The organism is Streptomyces sp. NPDC044063 (genome assembly GCF_056434285.1).
The window spans coordinates 100,231-120,828 of the sequence record NZ_JBWKFM010000002.1; the positions used below are offsets into that span (position 1 = coordinate 100,231).

The 20,598-nt window shown below is 73.7% G+C and carries 2 protein-coding genes; both read left to right on the forward strand.

Annotation, left to right across the window (positions count from 1 at the left end):
• Positions 1–46 precede the first annotated feature (46 nt).
• The gene (locus AC07BS_RS04315) at positions 47–3,418 is read left to right on the forward strand and encodes a type I polyketide synthase (protein WP_478930133.1); all 3,372 of its coding nucleotides are present in this window, start codon (positions 47–49) and stop codon (positions 3,416–3,418) included.
• Positions 3,419–3,647: 229 nt separating this feature from the next.
• On the forward strand, positions 3,648–20,594 hold the full coding sequence (locus AC07BS_RS04320) for an SDR family NAD(P)-dependent oxidoreductase (protein ID WP_478930328.1): 16,947 nt from the start codon (positions 3,648–3,650) through the stop codon (positions 20,592–20,594).
• Positions 20,595–20,598 lie beyond the last annotated feature (4 nt).

The following is a 20,598-nucleotide window of genomic DNA, read 5'->3' on the forward strand; positions in this document are numbered from 1 at the left end:
GCACATGTGACGACTGTTCCCCACGGTCCCAAAGGGCTGATTTCCCATGGCGAATGAAGAGAAGCTGCTCGAACACCTGAAGTGGGTCACGAACGAGCTGCGCCAGGCCCGCCGCCAGGTGCTCGACCTGGAGGAGGAGCGACAGGAGCCGGTCGCCATCGTCGGCATGGCCTGCCGCTTCCCCGGCGGCGTCCGCTCCCCGGAGGACCTCTGGCGCCTGGTCGCGGACGGCGGTGACGCGATCTCCGCGTTCCCCGACGACCGCGGCTGGGACCTGGAGGGGCTGTACGACCCGGACCCCGACCGGCCCGGTACAAGCTACGCGCGTGACGGCGGGTTCCTCGCCGGGGCGGCCGAGTTCGACCCGGCGTTCTTCGGGATCTCGCCGCGCGAGGCCCTCGCCATGGACCCCCAGCAGCGGCTGCTGCTGGAGACGACGTGGGAGGTGTTCGAGCGCGCCGGCATCGACCCGTCGGCGCTCCACGGCGAGCAGGCCGGCGTGTTCGTCGGCTCCAACGGCCAGGACTACGGCTCGCTGCTGCTGACCGGCGCCGAGGAGCTGGAGGGCCACCTCGGCACGGGCAGCGCGGCCAGCGTCGCCTCGGGCCGCCTGTCGTACACGTTCGGGCTGGAGGGCCCGGCGGTGACGGTCGACACGGCCTGCTCGTCGTCGCTGGTCGCCCTCCACCTGGCCGTCCAGGCCCTGCGCAACCGCGAATGCTCGCTCGCCCTCGCCGGTGGCGTCACCATCATGGCGACGCCGAACGCGTTCATCGACTTCGCCCGCCAGCGCGGCCTGTCCCCGGACGGCCGCTGCAAGGCGTTCGCCGCCGCGGCCGACGGCACGGGCTGGGGCGAGGGCGTCGGCATGCTGCTCGTGGAGCGGCTGTCGGACGCGCGGAAGAACGGTCACCAGGTGCTGGCGGTCGTCCGCGGCTCGGCCGTCAACCAGGACGGCGCGTCGAACGGCCTCACCGCCCCCAACGGCCCCTCCCAGCAGCGCGTCATCCGTGCCGCGCTCGCCAACGCCCGCGTCACGGCCGACGAGGTCGACGTCGTCGAGGCGCACGGCACCGGCACCACGCTCGGCGACCCGATCGAGGCGCAGGCGCTGCTCGCCACGTACGGCCAGGAGCGTGCCGACGACCGGCCGCTCTACCTCGGTTCCGTGAAGTCCAACATCGGCCATACCCAGGCCGCCGCCGGCGTCGCGGGCGTCATCAAGATGGTCATGGCGATGCGCGAGGGCGTCCTTCCGCAGACCCTCCACGTCGACGAGCCGTCCCCGCACGTCGACTGGTCCGCCGGGGCCGTCGAGCTGCTGACCGCGCGCCGCGCGTGGCCGGAGACCGGGCGCCCGCGCCGCGCCGCCGTCTCCTCTTTCGGCGTCAGCGGCACCAACTCCCATGTGATCGTGGAGCAGGCGCCCGAGCCGGAAGAGCCCGAGGGGGCCCCGGCAGAGTCCGGCGCGCCGCCCGCCGTCGTGCCGTGGGTGCTCTCCGCCAAGAACGCCGGCGCCCTGCGCGAACAGGCCGCCCGCCTCAAGGCACACGCCGAGGACCGGCCCGACGTCGCTCCCGTCGACATCGCGCACGCGCTGGTCACCACCCGTACCGCCTTCGACCACCGGGCCGTCGTCCTCGGCGGCGACCGCGACGGACTACTGGCCGGCCTGGCGGCCCTCGCCGAGGGCGAGCCCGCGGCGAACGTCGTCGAGGGCGTCTCCCACGGCCTGGGCAAGACCGCCTTCGTCTTCCCCGGCCAGGGTTCCCAGTGGGCCGGCATGGCCCTCGAACTCCTCGACACCGCACCGGCCTTCGCCGACCGCATGGCCGAGTGCGAGAAGGCCCTCGCGGCCTTCACCGACTGGTCGCTCACCGACGTGCTCCGGGGCGCCGACGGCGCGCCCGGCCTCGACCGCGTGGACGTCGTCCAGCCCGTCCTGTTCGCCGTCATGGTGTCGCTGGCCGACCTGTGGCGTTCGTACGGTGTCGTGCCGTCGGCCGTGGTGGGTCATTCGCAGGGTGAGATCGCGGCTGCCGTGGTGTCCGGTGCGTTGTCCCTGGAGGACGGTGCGCGCGTGGTGGCGCTGCGGTCGCGTGCGCTGCTGGAGATCGCGGGTCGCGGTGGCATGGTGTCGGTGCCGCTGCCGGTGGCCGAGGTGCGGGAGCTGATCTCGCGCTGGGACGGTCGTGTGTCCGTCGCGGCGGTCAACGGTCCGTCGTCGGTGGTCGTTTCGGGTGAGGTGTCGGCTCTCGACGAGCTGATGGCGCACTGCGAGGGCGAGGACATCCGGGCTCGTCGTATCCCCGTCGACTACGCGTCGCACTCGGCGGCCGTCGAGGAGATCGAGGAGCGGCTGCTGTCCGAGCTCGCCCCCGTCACCCCGCTGGCCCCCCGGACCCCGTTCTTCTCGACCGTGACGGGGGAGTGGCTGTCCGGTGCGGTCACGGACGCCGCGTACTGGTACCGCAATCTGCGGCGGACCGTCGAGCTGGAGGCCGCGACCCGCTCCCTGATCGGCCAGGGCTTCCGGACGTTCGTCGAGGTCAGCCCGCACCCCGTGCTCACCGTCCCGCTGCGCGAGACCGCCGACGCCGCCGGCGCCGAGGGCGACGACCCGGTCGCGGTCGCCGGAACGCTCCGCCGGGACGACGGCGGCCTCGCCCGCTTCCTCACCTCGCTCGCCGAGATCCAGGTGCGCGGCGTCACGCCGGACTGGAACGCGGTGTTCGGCGGCGGCACCCATCAGCGCGTCGACCTGCCCACGTACGCCTTCCGCCGGCACCGCATCTGGCCGGAGCCGGTCGAGGACGACGGCACGCGCGGCGGCCGGCTGCTCGTCGTCCCCGGTACCGACGAGACGTCCGGCGACGGGGCCTCCGGCATCGCCGACCGGCTGGCCGGGCTGACCGGCGCCGAGCGCACCCGGGCCCTGCTCGACCTCGTGCGCGGGCACACCGCCGCCGTGCTCGGGCACGCGGGAGCCGAAGCGGTGGGCGCCGGCGAGGCGTTCAAGGACCTCGGCTTCGACTCGCTGACGGCCGTGGCCCTGCGCAACCGCATCGGCGAGGTCACCGGGCTCCAGCTGCCCGCCACCCTGGTCTTCGACCACCCCACGCCCAGGGACCTCGCGGCTTTCCTCGACACGGAATTCGCCGTGGAATTCGCCGGGGGTACAGCCGGTGCCGGCCGGGGCGGTGTGACCGCCCAGCTCGACGCCCTGGAATTCGCCGTGCTCTCCCTCTCCGAGGACGACGACGCGCTGGCGATGGTGTCGTCGCGTCTCCAGACGATCCTCGCCCGGGTGAACCGCGCGGACGACGATGCCGCCGCCGACTCGCGGCGTGAACAGCTGCAAAGCGCCTCCGACGACGAGCTGTTCGCCTTCATCAACGAGGAACTGGGCAGGTCCTAGCCCCTGCCGAGGTCCGCGTACGGGGCTCCCCTATTCCCCCCTCGGGGCGGGAAGAGGGCGAGCCCCTACGACCCCTCAATTCAGCCCGAATGTCTTGATCCCCTGCCTGGCCCGGCCGTACATTCCGCCGGGCCAGGCATATTTCGGCGCGCCCGGGGACCAGGGCCGGAGCACGGGGCGGAGCCCCGGCGCCAAGACGTCGTGAATCCATTCGCACAGGCAAGGTCGCATCATGAATGAAGACAAGCTCCGGGATTACCTCAAGTGGGTAACGGCGGACCTGCACGAGACCCGGCAGCGCCTTCGCGAACTTGAGGCGGGGGACCAGGAACCGATCGCCATCGTCGGCATGAGCTGCCGCTACCCGGGCGGGGTCACCTCCCCCGAGGAGCTGTGGCGGCTCGTCGCCGACGGCACCGACGCCATCTCCGGCTTCCCGGAGGAGCGCGGCTGGGACCTGGACGGCCTGTACGACCCCGACCCGGAGCACGCCGGCACCACCTACACCCGGTCCGGCGGCTTCCTCCACGACGCCGACCGCTTCGACGCCGGCTTCTTCGGCATCTCGCCCCGCGAGGCCCTCGCCACCGACCCCCAGCAGCGCCTGCTGCTGGAGGCCGCGTGGGAGCTCCTCGAACGCTCCGGCATCGACCCGGCCTCCCTCAAGGGCAGCCGGGCCGGCGTCTTCGTGGGCGCCTCCACCTCCGGCTACGGTTCCGACGTCGTCGAGACCCCCGACGAGCTCGAGGGCCTCCTCCTCACCGGCGGCTCCGGAGCGGTCCTCTCCGGCCGCATCGCCTACACCCTCGGCCTCGAGGGCCCGGCCGTCACCGTCGACACCGCCTGCTCCTCCTCGCTCGTCGCCCTCCACCTCGCCGTCCAGGCGCTGCGCAACGGCGACTGCACGATGGCCATCGCCGGTGGCGTCTCCGTCATGGCGTCCCCGCTCGTCTTCGTCGAGTTCAGCCGCCAGCGCGGCCTGTCGGCCGACGGCCGCTGCAAGCCGTTCGCCGCCGCGGCCGACGGCACCGGCTGGGCCGAGGGCGTCGGCATGCTGCTCGTCGAGCGGCTGTCGGACGCGCGCAAGAACGGCCACCAGGTGCTGGCCGTCGTCCGCGGCTCCGCCGTCAACCAGGACGGTGCGTCGAACGGCCTCACCGCCCCCAACGGCCCGTCCCAGCAGCGCGTCATCCGCGCCGCCCTGGCCTCCGCCGGCCTCGCCGCCGGCCAGGTCGACGCCGTCGAGGCGCACGGTACGGGTACGACGCTGGGCGACCCGATCGAGGCGCAGGCGCTGCTCGCCACGTACGGTCAGAACCGGCCGGCCGACCGGCCGCTGCGTCTCGGCTCCATCAAGTCCAACATCGGCCACTCGCAGGCCGCCGCCGGCGTCGCCGGCATCATCAAGATGGTCATGGCGATGCGCGAGGGCGTCCTCCCGCGCTCCCTCCACATCGACGAGCCCACCCCGCACGTCGACTGGACCTCCGGCGCCGTCGAACTCCTGGCGGAGGCCACGCCCTGGCCCGAGACCGGCGAGCCGCGCCGCGCCGGCGTCTCGTCCTTCGGCGTGAGCGGCACCAACGCCCACACCATCATCGAGCAGGCCCCCGAGGACGACGCCAACAGCGCCGACGAGGGCGCCGGCGAGCCGGCCGGGGACGCCCTCCTGCCCTGGGTCGTCTCCGCGAAGAGCGAGACCGCCCTGCGCGCCCAGGCCGAACGCCTCCACGCCCACCTCGCCGAGCGGCCCGGCCTCGCCCCCCGGGACGTCGCCCACGCCCTCGCCACCACGCGCGCCGCCCTCGACCACCGCGCCGTGGTCACCGGCACCGACCGCGACCGGCTCCTCGCCGGCCTCGCCGCCGTCGCCGCGGGCGAGCCCGCCGCCGGAACCGTGCGCGGCCGCGTCACCGAGGGCCCCCTCGCCTTCCTCTTCACCGGCCAGGGCGCGCAGCGCCCCGGCATGGGCCGCGAACTCCACGCCGCCCACCCGGCCTTCGCCGAGGCCTTCGACGCGGTCGCCGCCGCCCTCGACCCGCACCTCGAGCGGCCGCTGGCCGAGGCGCTGGACGGCGAGCTCGTCCACCGCACCGCGTACACCCAGGCCGCCCTCTTCGCGCTCGAGGTCGCCCTCCACCGCCTCGTCGAGTCGTGGGGCGTCACCCCGGACTTCCTCGCCGGCCACTCCGTCGGCGAGATCGCCGCCGCCCATGTGGCGGGCGTCCTGTCGCTCGACGACGCCGCCCGCCTCGTCGCCGCCCGCGGCCGCCTCATGCAGGCGCTCCCGAGCGGTGGTGCCATGGTGTCCGTCCAGGCCACCGAGGAGACCGTGCTGCCGCTCCTCGCGGGCCGCGAGCACGAGGTGGGCATCGCCGCCGTCAACGGCCCCCGGGCGGTGGTGGTCTCCGGAGCCGAGACCGCCGTCCTGGAGATCGCCGAGACGCTGGCCGCCGACGGTGTGAAGACCAAGCGCCTTCAGGTCTCCCACGCCTTCCACTCGCCGCTGATGGACCCGATGCTGGAGGACTTCCGGAAGGTCGTCGCCGGTCTCACCTTCAACGCCCCGGCCGTCTCCCTCGTCTCCAACGTCACCGGCGCCCTCGCCACCACCGAGGAACTGACCTCCCCCGACTACTGGGTGCGGCACGTCCGCGAGGCCGTCCGCTTCGCCGACGGCATGCGCACCCTCCACGACGAGGGCGTCCGCACCTACCTGGAGCTCGGCCCCGACGGCACCCTCTCCGCCATGGGCCAGGCCTGCCTGGACGACGACACCGCCGTCCTCGTGCCCGCCCTGCGCAAGGACCGCCCCGAGGACCAGGGCCTCCTCGCCGCCCTCGCCGAGCTCCACACCCGCGGCCACGGCCCCGACTGGAGCACGTACGTCGCCGGTGGCCCCGGCCGCCGCGTCGACCTGCCCACCTACGCCTTCCAGCGCGACGGCTTCTGGCTCCAGGCCACCGGCTCCGCCGGCGACGCGGGCGCGCTCGGCCTCGGCCCCGCCCACCACCCGCTCCTCGGCGCCGTCGTGGCGCTGCCCGACGGGCACCTCCTCACGGCCCGCCTGTCCGTGCAGACCCACCCCTGGCTGGCCGACCACGTCGTGCTCGGCTCGGTCGTCGTCCCCGGCACCGCCCTGCTCGAGCTCGCCATCCGCGCCGGCGACGAGGCCGGCTGCGACACCGTCGAGGAACTCACCCTCGAGACGCCCCTCGTCATGCCCGGCCGCGACGGCGTCCAGCTGCGCGTCTCCGTGACCGGCCCCGACGAGACGGGCCGCCGCGCCCTCGGCCTGTACTCCCGCCCCGAGGACGCCCCCGAGGACGAGCCGTGGACCCGGCACGCCACCGGTGTGCTCACCACCACCGGCCGCACCGCCTCCACGAGCACCGCCTCCGCCGACCTCGAGGCCTGGCCCCCGGCCGGTGCCGAACCCGTCGACATCTCCGGCCTGTACGACGGCTTCACCGCCAACGGCGTCTCCTACGGCCCCCTCTTCCGCGGCCTGCGGGCGGCCTGGCGGCGCGGCGACGACGTGTTCGCCGAGGTCGCGCTCCCCGAGGACGGCGCCGACGAGGCCGCCCGCTTCGGCGTCCACCCGGCCCTGCTGGACGCGGCCCTCCACTCCGTGGGCCTCGGCGGCTTCGTCGAGGACACCGGCCGGCCCTGGCTGCCGTTCGTGTGGAGCGGCATCTCCCTCCACGCCACCGGCGCCGCCACCCTCCGCGTCAAGGCCACCCCCGCCGGCTCCGACGCCATGTCCCTGGAGATCGCCGACGCCACCGGCGCGCCCGTCGCCACCGTCACCTCCCTGGCCATGCGCCCGGTCTCGCCCGAGCAGCTGAACGCCTCCGGCACCGGTGCCTACCTCGACGCGCTCTTCCGCGTCGACTGGGCCCCGGCCCCCACCGTCACGGACCCCGCGATCCCCACCTGCGCCCTGCTCACGGACGCGCCCACCGACGCAGAGGCCGATACGGAGACGGGCCGCACCGCCCGCCTCGCCGCCGCCCTCGCCGGCACCGGACAGGACGGCCCCGCCACCCACCCCGACCTCGCCGCGCTCACCGCCGCACTCGACACCGGCCGGCCCCTGCCGGACGCGGTCCTGCTGCCCTGCGCCACCGGCGGAACCGACCCCGAGCAGGCGCGCGCCGAGGCCCGCCGCGTCCTGGCCGTCGTCCAGGACTGGCTGGCCGACGAGCGCTTCGAGGCCTCCCGCCTCGTCCTCGTCTCGCACGGCGCGGTCGTCGCCCGCGACGGCGAGGACCTCGCCGACCCCGGCCTCGCCGCCGTCTGGGGCCTCGTCCGCTCCGCGCAGACCGAGAACCCCGGCCGCTTCCTCCTCGTCGACCTCGACGACGACACGGCCTCCCACGACGCCCTGCCCGCCGCCCTCGCCACGGCCCTCGCCGCCGACGAGCCGCAGCTGGCCCTCCGCGCCGGCACCGCCCTCGTGCCCCGCCTCGGCCGCGTGGCCGCCGACGGCGGACTCGTCCCGCCGCCCGGCACCGACCCCTGGCGCCTGGAGATCGTCGACCGCGGCACCCTGGAGAACCTCCACCTCACCACCCACCCCGAGGCCGCCGCACCGCTGGAGGCCGGCCAGGTCCGCATCGCCGTCCGCGCCGCCGGCCTCAACTTCCGCGACGTCCTCAACACCCTGGGCATGTACCCCGGCAAGTCCGGCTTCCTCGGCCTCGAAGGCTCCGGCGTCGTCGTCGAGACCGCCCCCGACGTCACCGACCTGGCCGTCGGCGACCGCGTCATGGGCCTCCTCTCCGGCGCCTTCAGCCCCCTGTCCGTCGCCGACCGGCGCCTCATCGTCAGGATGCCGCGGGGCTGGTCCTACGCCGAGGCCGCCTCGGTCTCCATCGCCTTCCTCACCGCCTACTTCGGCCTCTTCGACCTCGGCCGGCTCCGCGCCGGGGAACGCGTCCTCGTCCACGCGGCCGCCGGCGGCGTCGGCTCCGCCGCCGTCCAGCTCGCCCGCCACGCCGGCGCCGAGGTGTTCGGCACCGCCAGCGAGGGCAAGTGGGACTCCCTCCGCGCCGCCGGACTCGACGAAGCCCACATCGCCTCGTCCCGCACCCTCGACTTCGAGCGGAAGTTCCTCGACACCACCGACGGCCACGGCGTGGACGTCGTCCTCGACTCGCTCGCCCGCGAGTTCGTCGACGCCTCCCTGCGCCTGATGCCCAACGGCGGCCGCTTCGCCGAGATGGGCAAGACCGACGTCCGCGACCCCGACGAGGTCGCCGCCGCCCACCCCGGCGTCCAGTACCGGAACTTCGACATCATCGAAGCCGGCCCCGACCGCATCCGGGAGATCCTCGCCGACCTCCTCGGCCTCTTCGAGTCCGGCGCGCTCCACCCGCTGCCCGTCACCACCTGGGACGTGCACAGCGCCCCCGACGCCTTCCGCTACCTCAGCCAGGCCCGCAACGTCGGCAAGGTCGCCCTCACCCTCCCCACCGCCCTCGACCCGGACGGCACCGTCCTCGTCACCGGCGCCACCGGCACCCTCGGCGGACACCTCGCCCGCCACCTCGTCACCGAGCACGGCGTACGCCACCTGCTGCTCACCAGCCGGCGCGGCCCCGAGGCCCCGGGAGCGGCCGAACTCCGCGACGAACTCACCGCCCTCGGCGCGACCGTCACCGTCGCCGCCTGCGACGCGGCGGATCGTGAGGCGCTGGCCGCGCTGCTGGCCTCCGTACCGGACGAGCACCCGCTCACCGGCGTCGTGCACACCGCCGGCGTCCTCGACGACGGCGTCGTCGGCGCCCTCACCGACGAGCGCCTCGACGCCGTGCTCCGCCCGAAGGTCGACGCCGCCTGGCACCTCCACGACCTCACCCGCGACCTCGACCTGGCCGTCTTCGTCCTCTTCTCGTCCGTCGCCGGCGTCTTCGGCGCCGCCGGACAGGCCAACTACGCGGCCGCCAACGCCTACCTCGACGCCCTCGCCCAGCACCGCCGCCGCGCCGGCCTCCCCGCCACCTCGGTGGCCTGGGGCCTGTGGGCCGAGGCCAGCGGCATGACCGGCGACCTCGCCGAGGTCGACCGCGAGCGCATGACCCGCTCCGGCGTCACCGGCATGTCCACCGCCGAGGGCCTGGGCCTCCTCGACACCGCCGTCGCCCTCGCCCGCCCCGCGCTCGTCTCCATGCACCTGGACATCGCCGGGCTCAGGGCCGACGCCGACGGCGTCCCCGCGCTCCTGCGCGGCCTCGTCCAGGGCACCGGCCGCCGCGTCGTCCAGCAGGGCGCCGGCTCCGCCGCCGGCCTCGCCCAGCGCCTCGCCGGGCTCACCCCCGCAGAACAGGAACAGACCCTCCTCGACCTCGTCCGCACCCACGTCGCGGCCGTCCTCGGCCACACCGGCGCGGACTCCATCGACGGCGACCGCGCCTTCAAGGAACTCGGCTTCGACTCGCTGACCGCCGTCGAACTCCGCAACCGCCTCAACGGCGCCACCGGGCTGCGCCTCCACGCCACCCTCGTCTTCGACTACCCCAACCCGACCGCGCTCGTGGAGTTCCTCCGCGACGAGCTGCTCGGTGACCGGCTCCAGCACATGATCCCGGGCCGGGCCACGGCGGACGGCACGGCCCCCGCCGCCGACGAGCCCATCGCCATCGTCGGCATGGCCTGCCGCTTCCCCGGCGGCATCAGCTCGCCCGAGGAACTGTGGCGGCTCCTCGCCGAGGGCGGCGACGCCATCTCCGGCTTCCCGACGGACCGAGGCTGGGACCTCGACGCCCTCTACGACCCGGACCCCAACCGGCCGGGCACCAGCTACACCAAGGAAGGCGGCTTCCTCCGCGACGTCGCCGACTTCGACGCCCCCTTCTTCGGTATCTCCCCGCGCGAGGCCCTCGCCACCGACCCCCAGCAGCGGCTCCTCCTCGAAGCCGCCTGGGAGGTCTTCGAACGCGCCGGCATCGACCCCGCCACCCTGCGCGGCAGCAAGTCCGGCGTCTTCGCCGGCGTCAGCTACCACGACTACGGCTCCAACACGTCCGCCATGCCCGGCGAGGTCGAGGGCTACCTCGTCACCGGCAACTCCAACAGCATCGCCTCCGGCCGCATCGCCTACACCTTCGGGCTGGAAGGCCCGGCGGTGACGGTCGACACGGCCTGCTCGTCGTCGCTGGTCGCCCTCCACCTCGCCATCCAGGCCCTGCGTAACGGCGAGTGCGAGATGGCGCTCGCCGGCGGTGTCACCGTCATGGCGAAGCCCGACACCTTCATCGACTTCGCCCGCCAGCGCGGCCTCGCCCCCGACGGCCGCTGCAAGGCCTTCGCCGGCGCGGCGGACGGCACGGCCTGGGCCGAAGGCGTCAGCCTCCTGCTCGTCGAGCGCCTGTCGGACGCGCGGAAGAACGGCCACCAGGTGCTGGCGGTCGTACGGGGCTCCGCCGTCAACCAGGACGGTGCGAGCAACGGCCTGACCGCCCCGAACGGTCCCTCGCAGCAGCGCGTCATCCGCGCCGCGCTCGCCTCGGCGGGTCTGTCGGCGGCGGACGTGGACGCGGTGGAGGCGCACGGCACGGGTACGCGACTGGGCGACCCGATCGAGGCGCAGGCGCTGCTGGCGACGTACGGCCAGGAGCGGACGGCCGACGGTCAGCCGCTGTGGCTGGGCTCGCTGAAGTCCAACATCGGTCACACGCAGGCCGCTTCGGGCGTCGCGGGCATCATCAAGATGGTCATGGCGATGCGGGAGGGTCTGCTTCCGCAGACGCTGCACGTGGACGAGCCGTCGCCGCACGTGGACTGGTCGGCGGGCGCGGTCGAGCTGCTGACCGAGGCCGTGGCATGGCCGGAGGCCGACAGGCCGCGTCGTGCGGGTGTGTCGTCGTTCGGGTTCAGTGGCACGAACGCGCACGTGATCCTGGAGCAGGCGCCCGCGCTCGAGGGCGCTGAGGCTGCCGAGCCCGTATCGCCGTCGGTCGACGGTGGTGTGGTGCCGTGGGTGCTGTCGGCGAAGTCGGCCGACGCGCTGCGGGACCAGGCCGAGCGGCTGCGCGAGTTCGTCGCCGAGAGGCCCGAGCTGACCACGGGCGACGTGGCGTTCACGCTGGCGACCTCGCGTGTACGGATGGAGCACCGTGCGGTGGTGAGCGGCGCGAGCCGCGAGGAGCTGCTGGCGGGGCTGGAGGCGCTGGCCGGTGGGGACGAGGCTGTCGGCGGGAAGCTGGCGGTGTTGTTCACGGGTCAGGGCTCGCAGCGGATCGGGATGGGACGTGAACTGCGGGATGCGTTCCCGGCCTTTGCTGATGCCTTCGGTGCTGTGTGCGCTGAGCTGGATGGTCATCTGGAGCGTCCGCTTGTCGAGGTGATCGACGAGGACGGCGAGGCGCTGGATCGGACGGAGTACACGCAGGCCGCGTTGTTCGCGGTCGAGGTGGCGCTGTTCCGTCTCGTCGAGTCGTGGGGTGTGCGTCCGGACTTCCTCGCCGGTCACTCCGTTGGCGAGATTGCTGCGGCTCATGTGGCGGGTGTGCTGTCGCTGGCCGACGCTGCTCGGCTGGTGGCGGCTCGGGGTCGTCTGATGCAGGCGCTGCCGGCGGGCGGCGCGATGGTGTCGGTCCAGGCGTCGGAAGAAACGGTGCTGCCGCTTCTCGCCGGCCGTGAGGACGAGGTCGGCATCGCCGCCGTCAACGGTCCGCTCTCGGTCGTCGTCTCCGGTGCCGAGGCTGCCGTTGTCGAGATCGCCGAGGCCCTGGCTGCCGATGGTGTGAAGACGAAGCGTCTTCGTGTCTCGCACGCGTTCCATTCGCCGCTGATGGACCCGATGCTGGAGGACTTCCGTCAGGTCGTCGAAGGCCTGACCTTCTCCTCGCCGGCTGTTCCGGTCGTCGTCGCCTCCGGCGACGTCACCTCTCCCTCCTACTGGGTGGACCACGTTCGCGATGCCGTGCGCTTCGCCGACATCGTCGGTTCTCTGGAGACGCAGGGTGTTCGTACGTTCCTGGAGCTCGGTCCGGACGCCGTCCTCTCCGCGATGGGTCCGGACTGTCTCGCCGACGGCGACAGCGGTGTCTTCGTCCCGGTCCTGCGCAAGGACCGCGACGAGGAGCGCATGGTCGTCGACGCCCTGGGGCGTCTGCACACGCGGGGCGTAACCCTCGACTGGCAAGCCTTCTTCGCGCCGCTGGGTGCCCGCCGCGTCGACCTGCCCACGTACGCGTTCCAGCGTCAGCGCTACTGGCTTCAGCCGACCGGGTCCCGTAGTGGGGACATGGCCTCGGCCGGTCTGGGCGCGACCGATCACCCGCTGCTGGGTGCGGCGGTGGCCCTGCCCGACTCGGACGGTCACTTGTTCTCCGGTCGGCTGTCGCTGAGCACGCACCCGTGGCTCGCGGACCACGCCGTCGGTGGTGTGGTGCTGCTGCCGGGCACGGCCTTCGTCGAGCTGGCGGTCCGCGCCGGTGACCAGGTCGGTTCTGGTGTGCTGGACGAGCTGACGCTCGAGGTCCCGCTGGTCCTTCCCGAGCGCGGTGGCGTTCAGCTGCGCGTCTCCGTGGACGAGGCCGACGACTCGGGTCGCCGCTCGCTGAGCGTCTTCTCCCGCGCCGAGGACGCCCTGCCGGACGAGCCGTGGACGCGTCACGCGTCCGGTGTGCTCGCCCCCGGCGACGGCCCGGACTCCGCCGCTGCCGACGCCTTCGCCGCCCTGGCGGCCTGGCCGCCCGCCGGCGCCGAGCCGGTCGACACGGAGGACCTGTACGAGGGACTCGCAGCCGGCGGGCTGCACTACGGCCCGGTGTTCCAGGGCCTGCGGAGCGCCTGGCGCGCGGGCGACGACCTCTACGCGGAGGTGACGCTCCCCGACGGGTCCGGCGCCGACGCGTTCGGTCTGCACCCGGCGCTGTTCGACGCCGCCCTGCACCTCATCGGGCTGGGCAGGGGAGAGGCGGCGGAGTCGGGTCCCGAGCTTCCGTTCGCGTTCAACGACGTCGTGCTCCACGCCGTGGGAGCGTCCGGCCTCCGGGTGCGGATGACGACCACGGAGTCCGGTGCCGCGTCGCTCCTCCTCGCCGACACCACCGGTGCGCCGGTGGCCTCGGTGGGCTCTCTGGTGTCGCGTCCCGTGTCCACGGCGGAGCCGGCGGGTCCGGCGGCCGTGGAGTCGCTGTACCGGGTGGAGTGGCCGGTGGTTTCCGGCGCCGGTGCGGGCAACGACCGTATGCCGGCGGCAGCGGTGGGTGTGGTTCCCTCCGTGCTGGCGGACCGTGTGACGGCCTGGGCCGATGTGGAGGCCGTGGAATCCGTCGGCTCGGCGGATGCGCTGCTGGCCTTCCTGCCTGGTCAGGTGGGCGTCGGCGAGGCCGCGCGGGGTGCGCTGGCGCTGGTGCGGTCGTGGCTGGAGGAGGAGCGTTTCGCTTCCTCGCGTCTGGTCGTGGTGACGCACGGGGCTGTTGCCGCCGGTGATGGCGGTGTGGTCTCCGATCCGGCTCAGGCCGCTGTGTGGGGTCTGGTGCGCTCGGCGCAGTCCGAGAACCCTGGCCGTTTCGTCCTCGTCGACGTCGACGGCACGGACGCCTCGTACGAGGCGCTGTCCGCCGTCCTCGACCTCGATGAGCCGGAGCTCGCCCTGCGGGAGGGCACGGCACACGCGCCACGCCTGACGCGGGCCGCTTCCGTGACCGACGCGGCCCCGGCCTGGGGCGACGGTCCGGTCCTGATCACGGGTGCGACCGGCAGCCTCGGTGGCCTCTTCGCCCGTCACCTCGTGACGGAACACGGCGTTCGCGGCCTGGTGCTGACGAGCCGTCGGGGCCTGGAGGCCCCGGGTGCGGCCGAGCTGCGTGACGAGCTCGCCGGTCTGGGTGCCGAGGTCGCGGTCGTCGCCTGCGACGTCGCGGACCGTGAGGCCCTGGCGGGCCTGCTGGCCGAGCACCCGGTCACGTCCGTCGTCCACGCCGCCGGTGTCCTGGACGACGGCGTCGTCGAAGCCCTCACCCCCGAGCGCCTCGACACCGTCCTCCGCCCGAAGGCCGTCGCCGCGTGGAACCTCCACGAGCTGACCGAGGGCCTCGACCTCTCCGCGTTCGTGCTCTTCTCCTCCGCGTCCGGCCTGGTCGGCAACGCGGGACAGGGCAACTACGCCGCCGCCAACGCCTACCTGGACGCTCTGGCCCAGTACCGCCGGGCGGCGGGTCTGCCCGCGACGTCGCTGGCCTGGGGCCTGTGGGCCTCCGCCGACGGCATGGCCGGCGAGCTGGGCGCGGTGGAGCGGGAGCGCCTTGAGCGGACCGGTTCGCGGGGGCTGACGACCGAGGAGGGGCTGCGCCTCTTCGACGCCGCCACCGCCCTCTCCCACGCCTCGGACGACGCGCTGCTCGCGCCCGTGCACCTGAACCTCGCCGCTCTGGGAGGCGGGACCGGACAGGTGCCGGCGCTCCTGCGCCGCCTCGTGCGGAGCCCGCAGCGCCGCGTGGCCAGGACGGGCACGGCGTCCGGTGCCGCTTCGTGGAAGGGGCGGTTCGCCGGCCTCGCCGAGGGCGAGCGGGAGCGCGCGCTGACGGATCTGGTGCGGGGGCAGGTCGCCGCCGCGCTGGGTTACGCGTCCGCCGCTTCGGTGGACCTGGGGCGCGCGTTCAGCGAGCTCGGATTCGATTCGCTGACGGCGCTGGAGCTGCGTAACAGGCTGAGCGGTGAGACGGGCGTACGCCTTCCCGCGACGCTGGTCTTCGACTACCCGACCCCGGCCGCTCTGCTGGACTTCCTGCGGGGCGAGCTGTCGGGTCTGCGCTCCGCCGCGTCGAACCTGCCGGTCCCGGCGGCCGCCGGTGCCGGGGACGACGAGCCGATCGCGATCGTGGGCATGGCCTGCCGCTACCCCGGCGGGATCTCCTCGCCCGAGGACCTCTGGCGCCTCGTCGTCGAGGGCGGCGACGCGATCTCCGAGTTCCCCACCGACCGAGGCTGGGACCTGGAGGCCCTGTACAACCCGGACCCCGACCACCACGGCACCTCGTACACCCGTGAGGGCGGGTTCCTGCACCGCGCGGCGGACTTCGACCCGGAGTTCTTCGGCGTGTCGCCGCGCGAGGCGGTGGCGATGGACCCGCAGCAGCGCCTGCTGCTGGAGACCACCTGGGAGGCCTTCGAGCGGGCGGGCATCGACCCCGCCTCCGCCCGGGGCAGCCGTACCGGCGTCTTCGCCGGCGTCATGTACTACGACTACGCCCTCCGCCTCAAGGCCGTCCCGGACGAGCTCGAGGGCTACGTGGGCATGGGCAGCGCCGGCAGCGTCGTCTCCGGCCGGCTCGCCTACTCGTTCGGCCTCGAGGGCCCGACGGTGACGGTGGACACGGCGTGCTCGTCGTCGCTGGTCGCCCTGCACCTGGCCGTCCAGGCCCTGCGCAACGGCGAGTGCGAGATGGCGCTCGCGGGCGGTGTGACGGTCATGTCGGCCCCCAGCACGTTCATCGAGTTCAGCCGCCAGCGCGGCCTGTCGGCCGACGGCCGTTGCAAGGCCTTCGCCGGCGCGGCGGACGGCACGGGCTGGTCCGAGGGCGTGGGCATGCTCGTGGTCGAGCGGCTGTCGGACGCCCGGAAGAACGGCCACCAGGTACTGGCGGTCGTCCGTGGCTCCGCCGTCAACCAGGACGGCGCTTCGAACGGCCTCACCGCCCCCAACGGCCCGTCCCAGCAGCGCGTCATCCGCCAGGCCCTCGCCAACGCCGGTGTGCCGGCCGCCGGTGTGGACGTGGTGGAGGCGCACGGTACGGGTACGACGCTGGGCGACCCGATCGAGGCCCAGGCGCTGCTGGCCACGTACGGCCAGGACCGCGAGGACGGCCGGCCGCTGCGACTCGGCTCGCTGAAGTCCAACATCGGCCACACGCAGGCCGCCGCCGGCGTCGGTGGCGTCATCAAGATGGTGATGGCGATGCGGGAGGGTCTGCTGCCGCAGACGCTGCACGTGGACGAGCCCACGCCGCACGTCGACTGGTCGGCGGGTGCCGTGGAGCTGCTGACGGAGGCCGTGGAGTGGCCCGAGGCCGACAGGCCTCGCCGCGCTGGTGTGTCGTCGTTCGGCTTCAGTGGCACGAACGCGCACGTGATCATCGAGCAGGCGCCTGTCACCGTCGAGGACGAGCCCGTGTCGCCGTCGGTGGACGGTGGCTTGGTGCCGTGGGTGCTGTCGGGTCGTACATCCGACGCGCTGCGCGACCAGGCGGAGCGGCTGCGGACGTTCGTGGCCGAGCGGCCCGAGCTGACCACGAGTGACGTGGCGTTCTCGCTGGCGACCTCGCGCGCCTCGCTGAGCCACCGCGCGGTGGTGACGGGCACGGACCGCGACGAGCTGCTGGCAGGCCTGGCGTCCGTCGCGCAGGGCGTGAACGGTGCCGATGCGACCGGCGGACCGCTGGCGGTGCTGTTCACGGGTCAGGGCTCGCAGCGGATCGGGATGGGGCGTGAACTGCGTGCCGCGTTCCCGGTGTTCGCCGATGCCTTCAGTGCTGTGTGCGCCGAGCTGGACGCCCACCTGGAGCGTCCGCTCGTCGAGGTGATCGACGAGGACGGCGAGGCGCTGGATCGGACGGAGTACACGCAGGCCGCTCTCTTTGCGGTCGAAGTGGCGCTGTTCCGTCTCGTCGATTCGTGGGGTGTGCGTCCGGACTTCCTCGCCGGTCACTCGGTCGGTGAGATTGCTGCGGCTCATGTGGCGGGTGTGCTGTCGCTGGCTGATGCGGCGCTTCTCGTCACGGCTCGCGGTCGTCTGATGCAGGCCCTGCCGAGCGGTGGCGCGATGGTCTCCGTCCAGGCCGCTGAGGAAACGGTCCTGCCGCTTCTCGCCGGTCGTGAGGACGAGGTCGGCATCGCCGCCGTCAACGGTCCGCTCTCGGTCGTCGTCTCCGGTGCCGAAGCCGCCGTTGTCGAGATCGCCGAGGCGCTGGCCGCCGATGGTGTGAAGACCAAGCGTCTTCGTGTCTCGCACGCCTTCCACTCGCCTCTGATGGACCCGATGCTGGAGGACTTCCGCCAGGTCGTCGAAGGCCTGACCTTCTCTCCGGCGACCCTCCCGGTCGTCGCCACGGGCGACGTCACCTCTCCCTCCTACTGGGTCGACCACGTCCGCGATGCCGTCCGCTTCGCCGACATCGTCGGTTCTCTGGAGACGCAGGGCGTCCGTACGTTCCTGGAGCTCGGTCCCGACGCCGTCCTGTCCGCCATGGGCCCGGACTGCCTTGCTGACGGTGACAGTGGTGTCTTCGTCCCGGTCCTCCGCAAGGACCGCGACGAGCCGCGCACCCTCCTCGACGCCCTGGGCCGGCTCCATGCCCACGGCGTGGCCGTCGACTGGCGGGCCTTCCTCGCCCCGCTGGGCGCCCGCCGCGTCGACCTGCCCACGTACGCCTTCCAGCACCAGCACTACTGGCTGGACGAGGCGGCCCCTGCCGTAGGGGATGTGGTGTCGGCCGGTCTAGGGGCTGCGGATCACCCCCTACTCGGGGCCGCCGTGCCGCTGGCCGATTCGGACGGGTACCTCTTCACGGGCCGCCTGTCGCTCGCCACGCACCCCTGGCTGGCCGATCACGCGGTCGCCGGCACGGTCCTCGTGCCCGGTACGGCGTTCGTCGAGCTGGCGACCGTCGCCGCCGATCAGGTGGGGCGCGGCCTGCTGCAGGAGCTGACGCTGGAGGCGCCGCTCGTCCTGCCCGCGCGGGGCGGTGTCCAGCTCCAGGTCTCGGTAGGGGCCCCCGACGAGCAGGGCCGCCGTGCCCTGAGCGTCCACGCCCGTGCCCAGGAGGCCGGTCCGGACGCTCCCTGGGTGCGGCATGCCACCGGTGTGCTGGCCGAGGGCGCCCCGGAGGCCGGTTTCGACCTGGCCGTCTGGCCGCCCGCCGGTGCCGAGACGGTCGATGTCGACGGCCTGTACGAGGGTCTCGCCGCCGGCGGGCTGGAGTACGGTCCGGTGTTCCAGGGCCTGGGCAAGGCCTGGCGTCTGGGCGACGACGTGTTCGCCGAGGTGTCGCTCCCCGAGGGCGTGGACTCCGGTGCGTACGGCCTGCACCCGGCGCTGCTCGACTCGGCCCTCCACGCCATCGGCCTGGGTGGCTTCGTCGCGGAGACGGGCCGGCCGCACCTGCCGTTCGCGTGGTCGGACGTGTCGTCGTACGCGGTCGGCGCCTCGGCCCTGCGGGTGAAGGTGTCGCCCGCGGGTGAGGCCGCGGTGTCGCTGTGGCTGGCGGACGCCGCGGGTTCCGCGGTGGCGTCGGTCGGGTCGCTGGCCGTCCGGCCGGTGTCCGTGGAGCAGCTCGCCCGGGCCGGGCAGGCGCGGCACGTCGAGTCGATGTTCGTCGTCGACTGGCAGGTCGTCGCTCCGGCGACGCTGGGCGGGGCTCCGGACGGCGCCGTGCCCGTCGTGCTCGACGGCGATGCCGGTGCCGCGGAGCTCGCCGCCCTGGCGTCGGCCGGGGAGGTGCCCGCGACGGTGGTCGCCGGGTTGCCGGTGGGCGGTACCCGCCACAGTGCGGACGCCGCCCGCGACGGGGCTCTCCGGGCCCTCGGCCTGGTGCGGTCGTGGCTGGAGGAGGAGCGTTTCGGTTCCTCGCGTCTGGTCGTGGTGACACGTGGTGCGGTCGCCGCGGGCGAGGGCGACACGGTCGCCGATCCCGCTCAGGCCGCTGTGTGGGGTCTGGTGCGCTCGGCGCAGTCCGAGAACCCGGGCCGTTTCGTCCTCGTCGACACCGACGGCGCCGAGGCCTCGTCCGAGGCACTGGCCGCCGTCCTCGCCTTGGACGAGCCGCAGCTCGCGCTCCGGGAGGGCGTGGCGTACGCGCCGCGTCTGGCCCGGGCCACCACCGCGACCGACGCGGCCCCGGCCTGGGGTGACGGTCCGGTTCTGATCACGGGTGCGACCGGCAGCCTCGGTGGCCTCTTCGCCCGTCACCTGGTGACGGAACACGGGGTGCGGAGCCTGCTGCTGACGAGCCGTCGTGGTCTCGATGCCCCTGGCGCGGCCGAGCTGCGTGACGAGCTCGCCGGTCTGGGCGCCGAGGTGACATTCGCGGCCTGTGACGCCGCCGACCGTGACGCGGTGGCGGCCCTCCTGGCCGAGCACCCCGTCACCGCGGTCGTCCATGCCGCCGGTGTCCTGGACGACGGCGTGGTGGAGTCCCTCACCCCCGAGCGCCTGGACACGGTCTTCCGTCCGAAGGCCGCGGCGGCCTGGAACCTCCACGAGCTGACCGAGGGCCTGGACCTGTCCGCGTTCGTGCTGTTCTCCTCCGCCGCCGGTGTCTTCGGCAACGCGGGCCAGGCGAACTACGCGGCCGCGAACAGCTACCTCGACGCGCTCGCCGAGTACCGCCGTGCGGCGGGCCTTCCCGCGACCTCCCTCGCCTGGGGTCTGTGGGCGGACGCCGACGGCATGGCCGGTGAACTGGGCGGTCAGGACCTGGCCCGCATGTCCCGGTCGGGGGTGACACCCCTGTCCGCGGAGGAAGGTCTGGGGTTGTTCGACCTAGCGGAGGGCGTCGGCCGCGCGGTTATGATGCCGATGCATCTGGACCTCCCGGCACTCGGCGCCGGAAGCGGACAGGTGCCCGCGCTGTTGCGAGGTCTGTTCCGCACTCCGGCCCGACGGGTCGCGGTGACGGGTACCGACCCATCCACCACCCTGCGGCAGCGGTTGGCCGGGCTGTCCCGGGTCGAGCAGGACTCCCTCCTGCTGGATCTGGTGCGGGCCCAGGCCGCGTCCGTGCTGTCCTACTCGGGGCCCGAAGCCATCGGTTCCGACCGGGCGTTCTCCGAGTTCGGATTCGACTCGCTCACCGCTGTCGAACTCCGCAACAGGCTCAACACGGACACCGGCCTGCGCCTTCCGGCCACCCTCATGTTCGACTACCCGACCTCGCGCGCTCTCGCCGACCACCTGCGGTCGGAGCTGGCCCCCGCGGAAGAGCCCGACGGCGATTCCGAGGGTGACCGCATCCGCGGAATCCTCATGTCCATTCCGTTGAAGCGGCTGCGTGACGCCGGACTCATGGAAACCCTGCTGGAACTCGCCGACTTCCGTGGTGAGACCTCCGCGCCGGACGAGCCCGAGGAAACGGACTCGATCGACGCGATGGACACGGACAGCTTGATCCAGATGGCGCTCGGCAGCGCCGGCTTTGACGACGATGTGACGCGAGAAGGATGAGGCT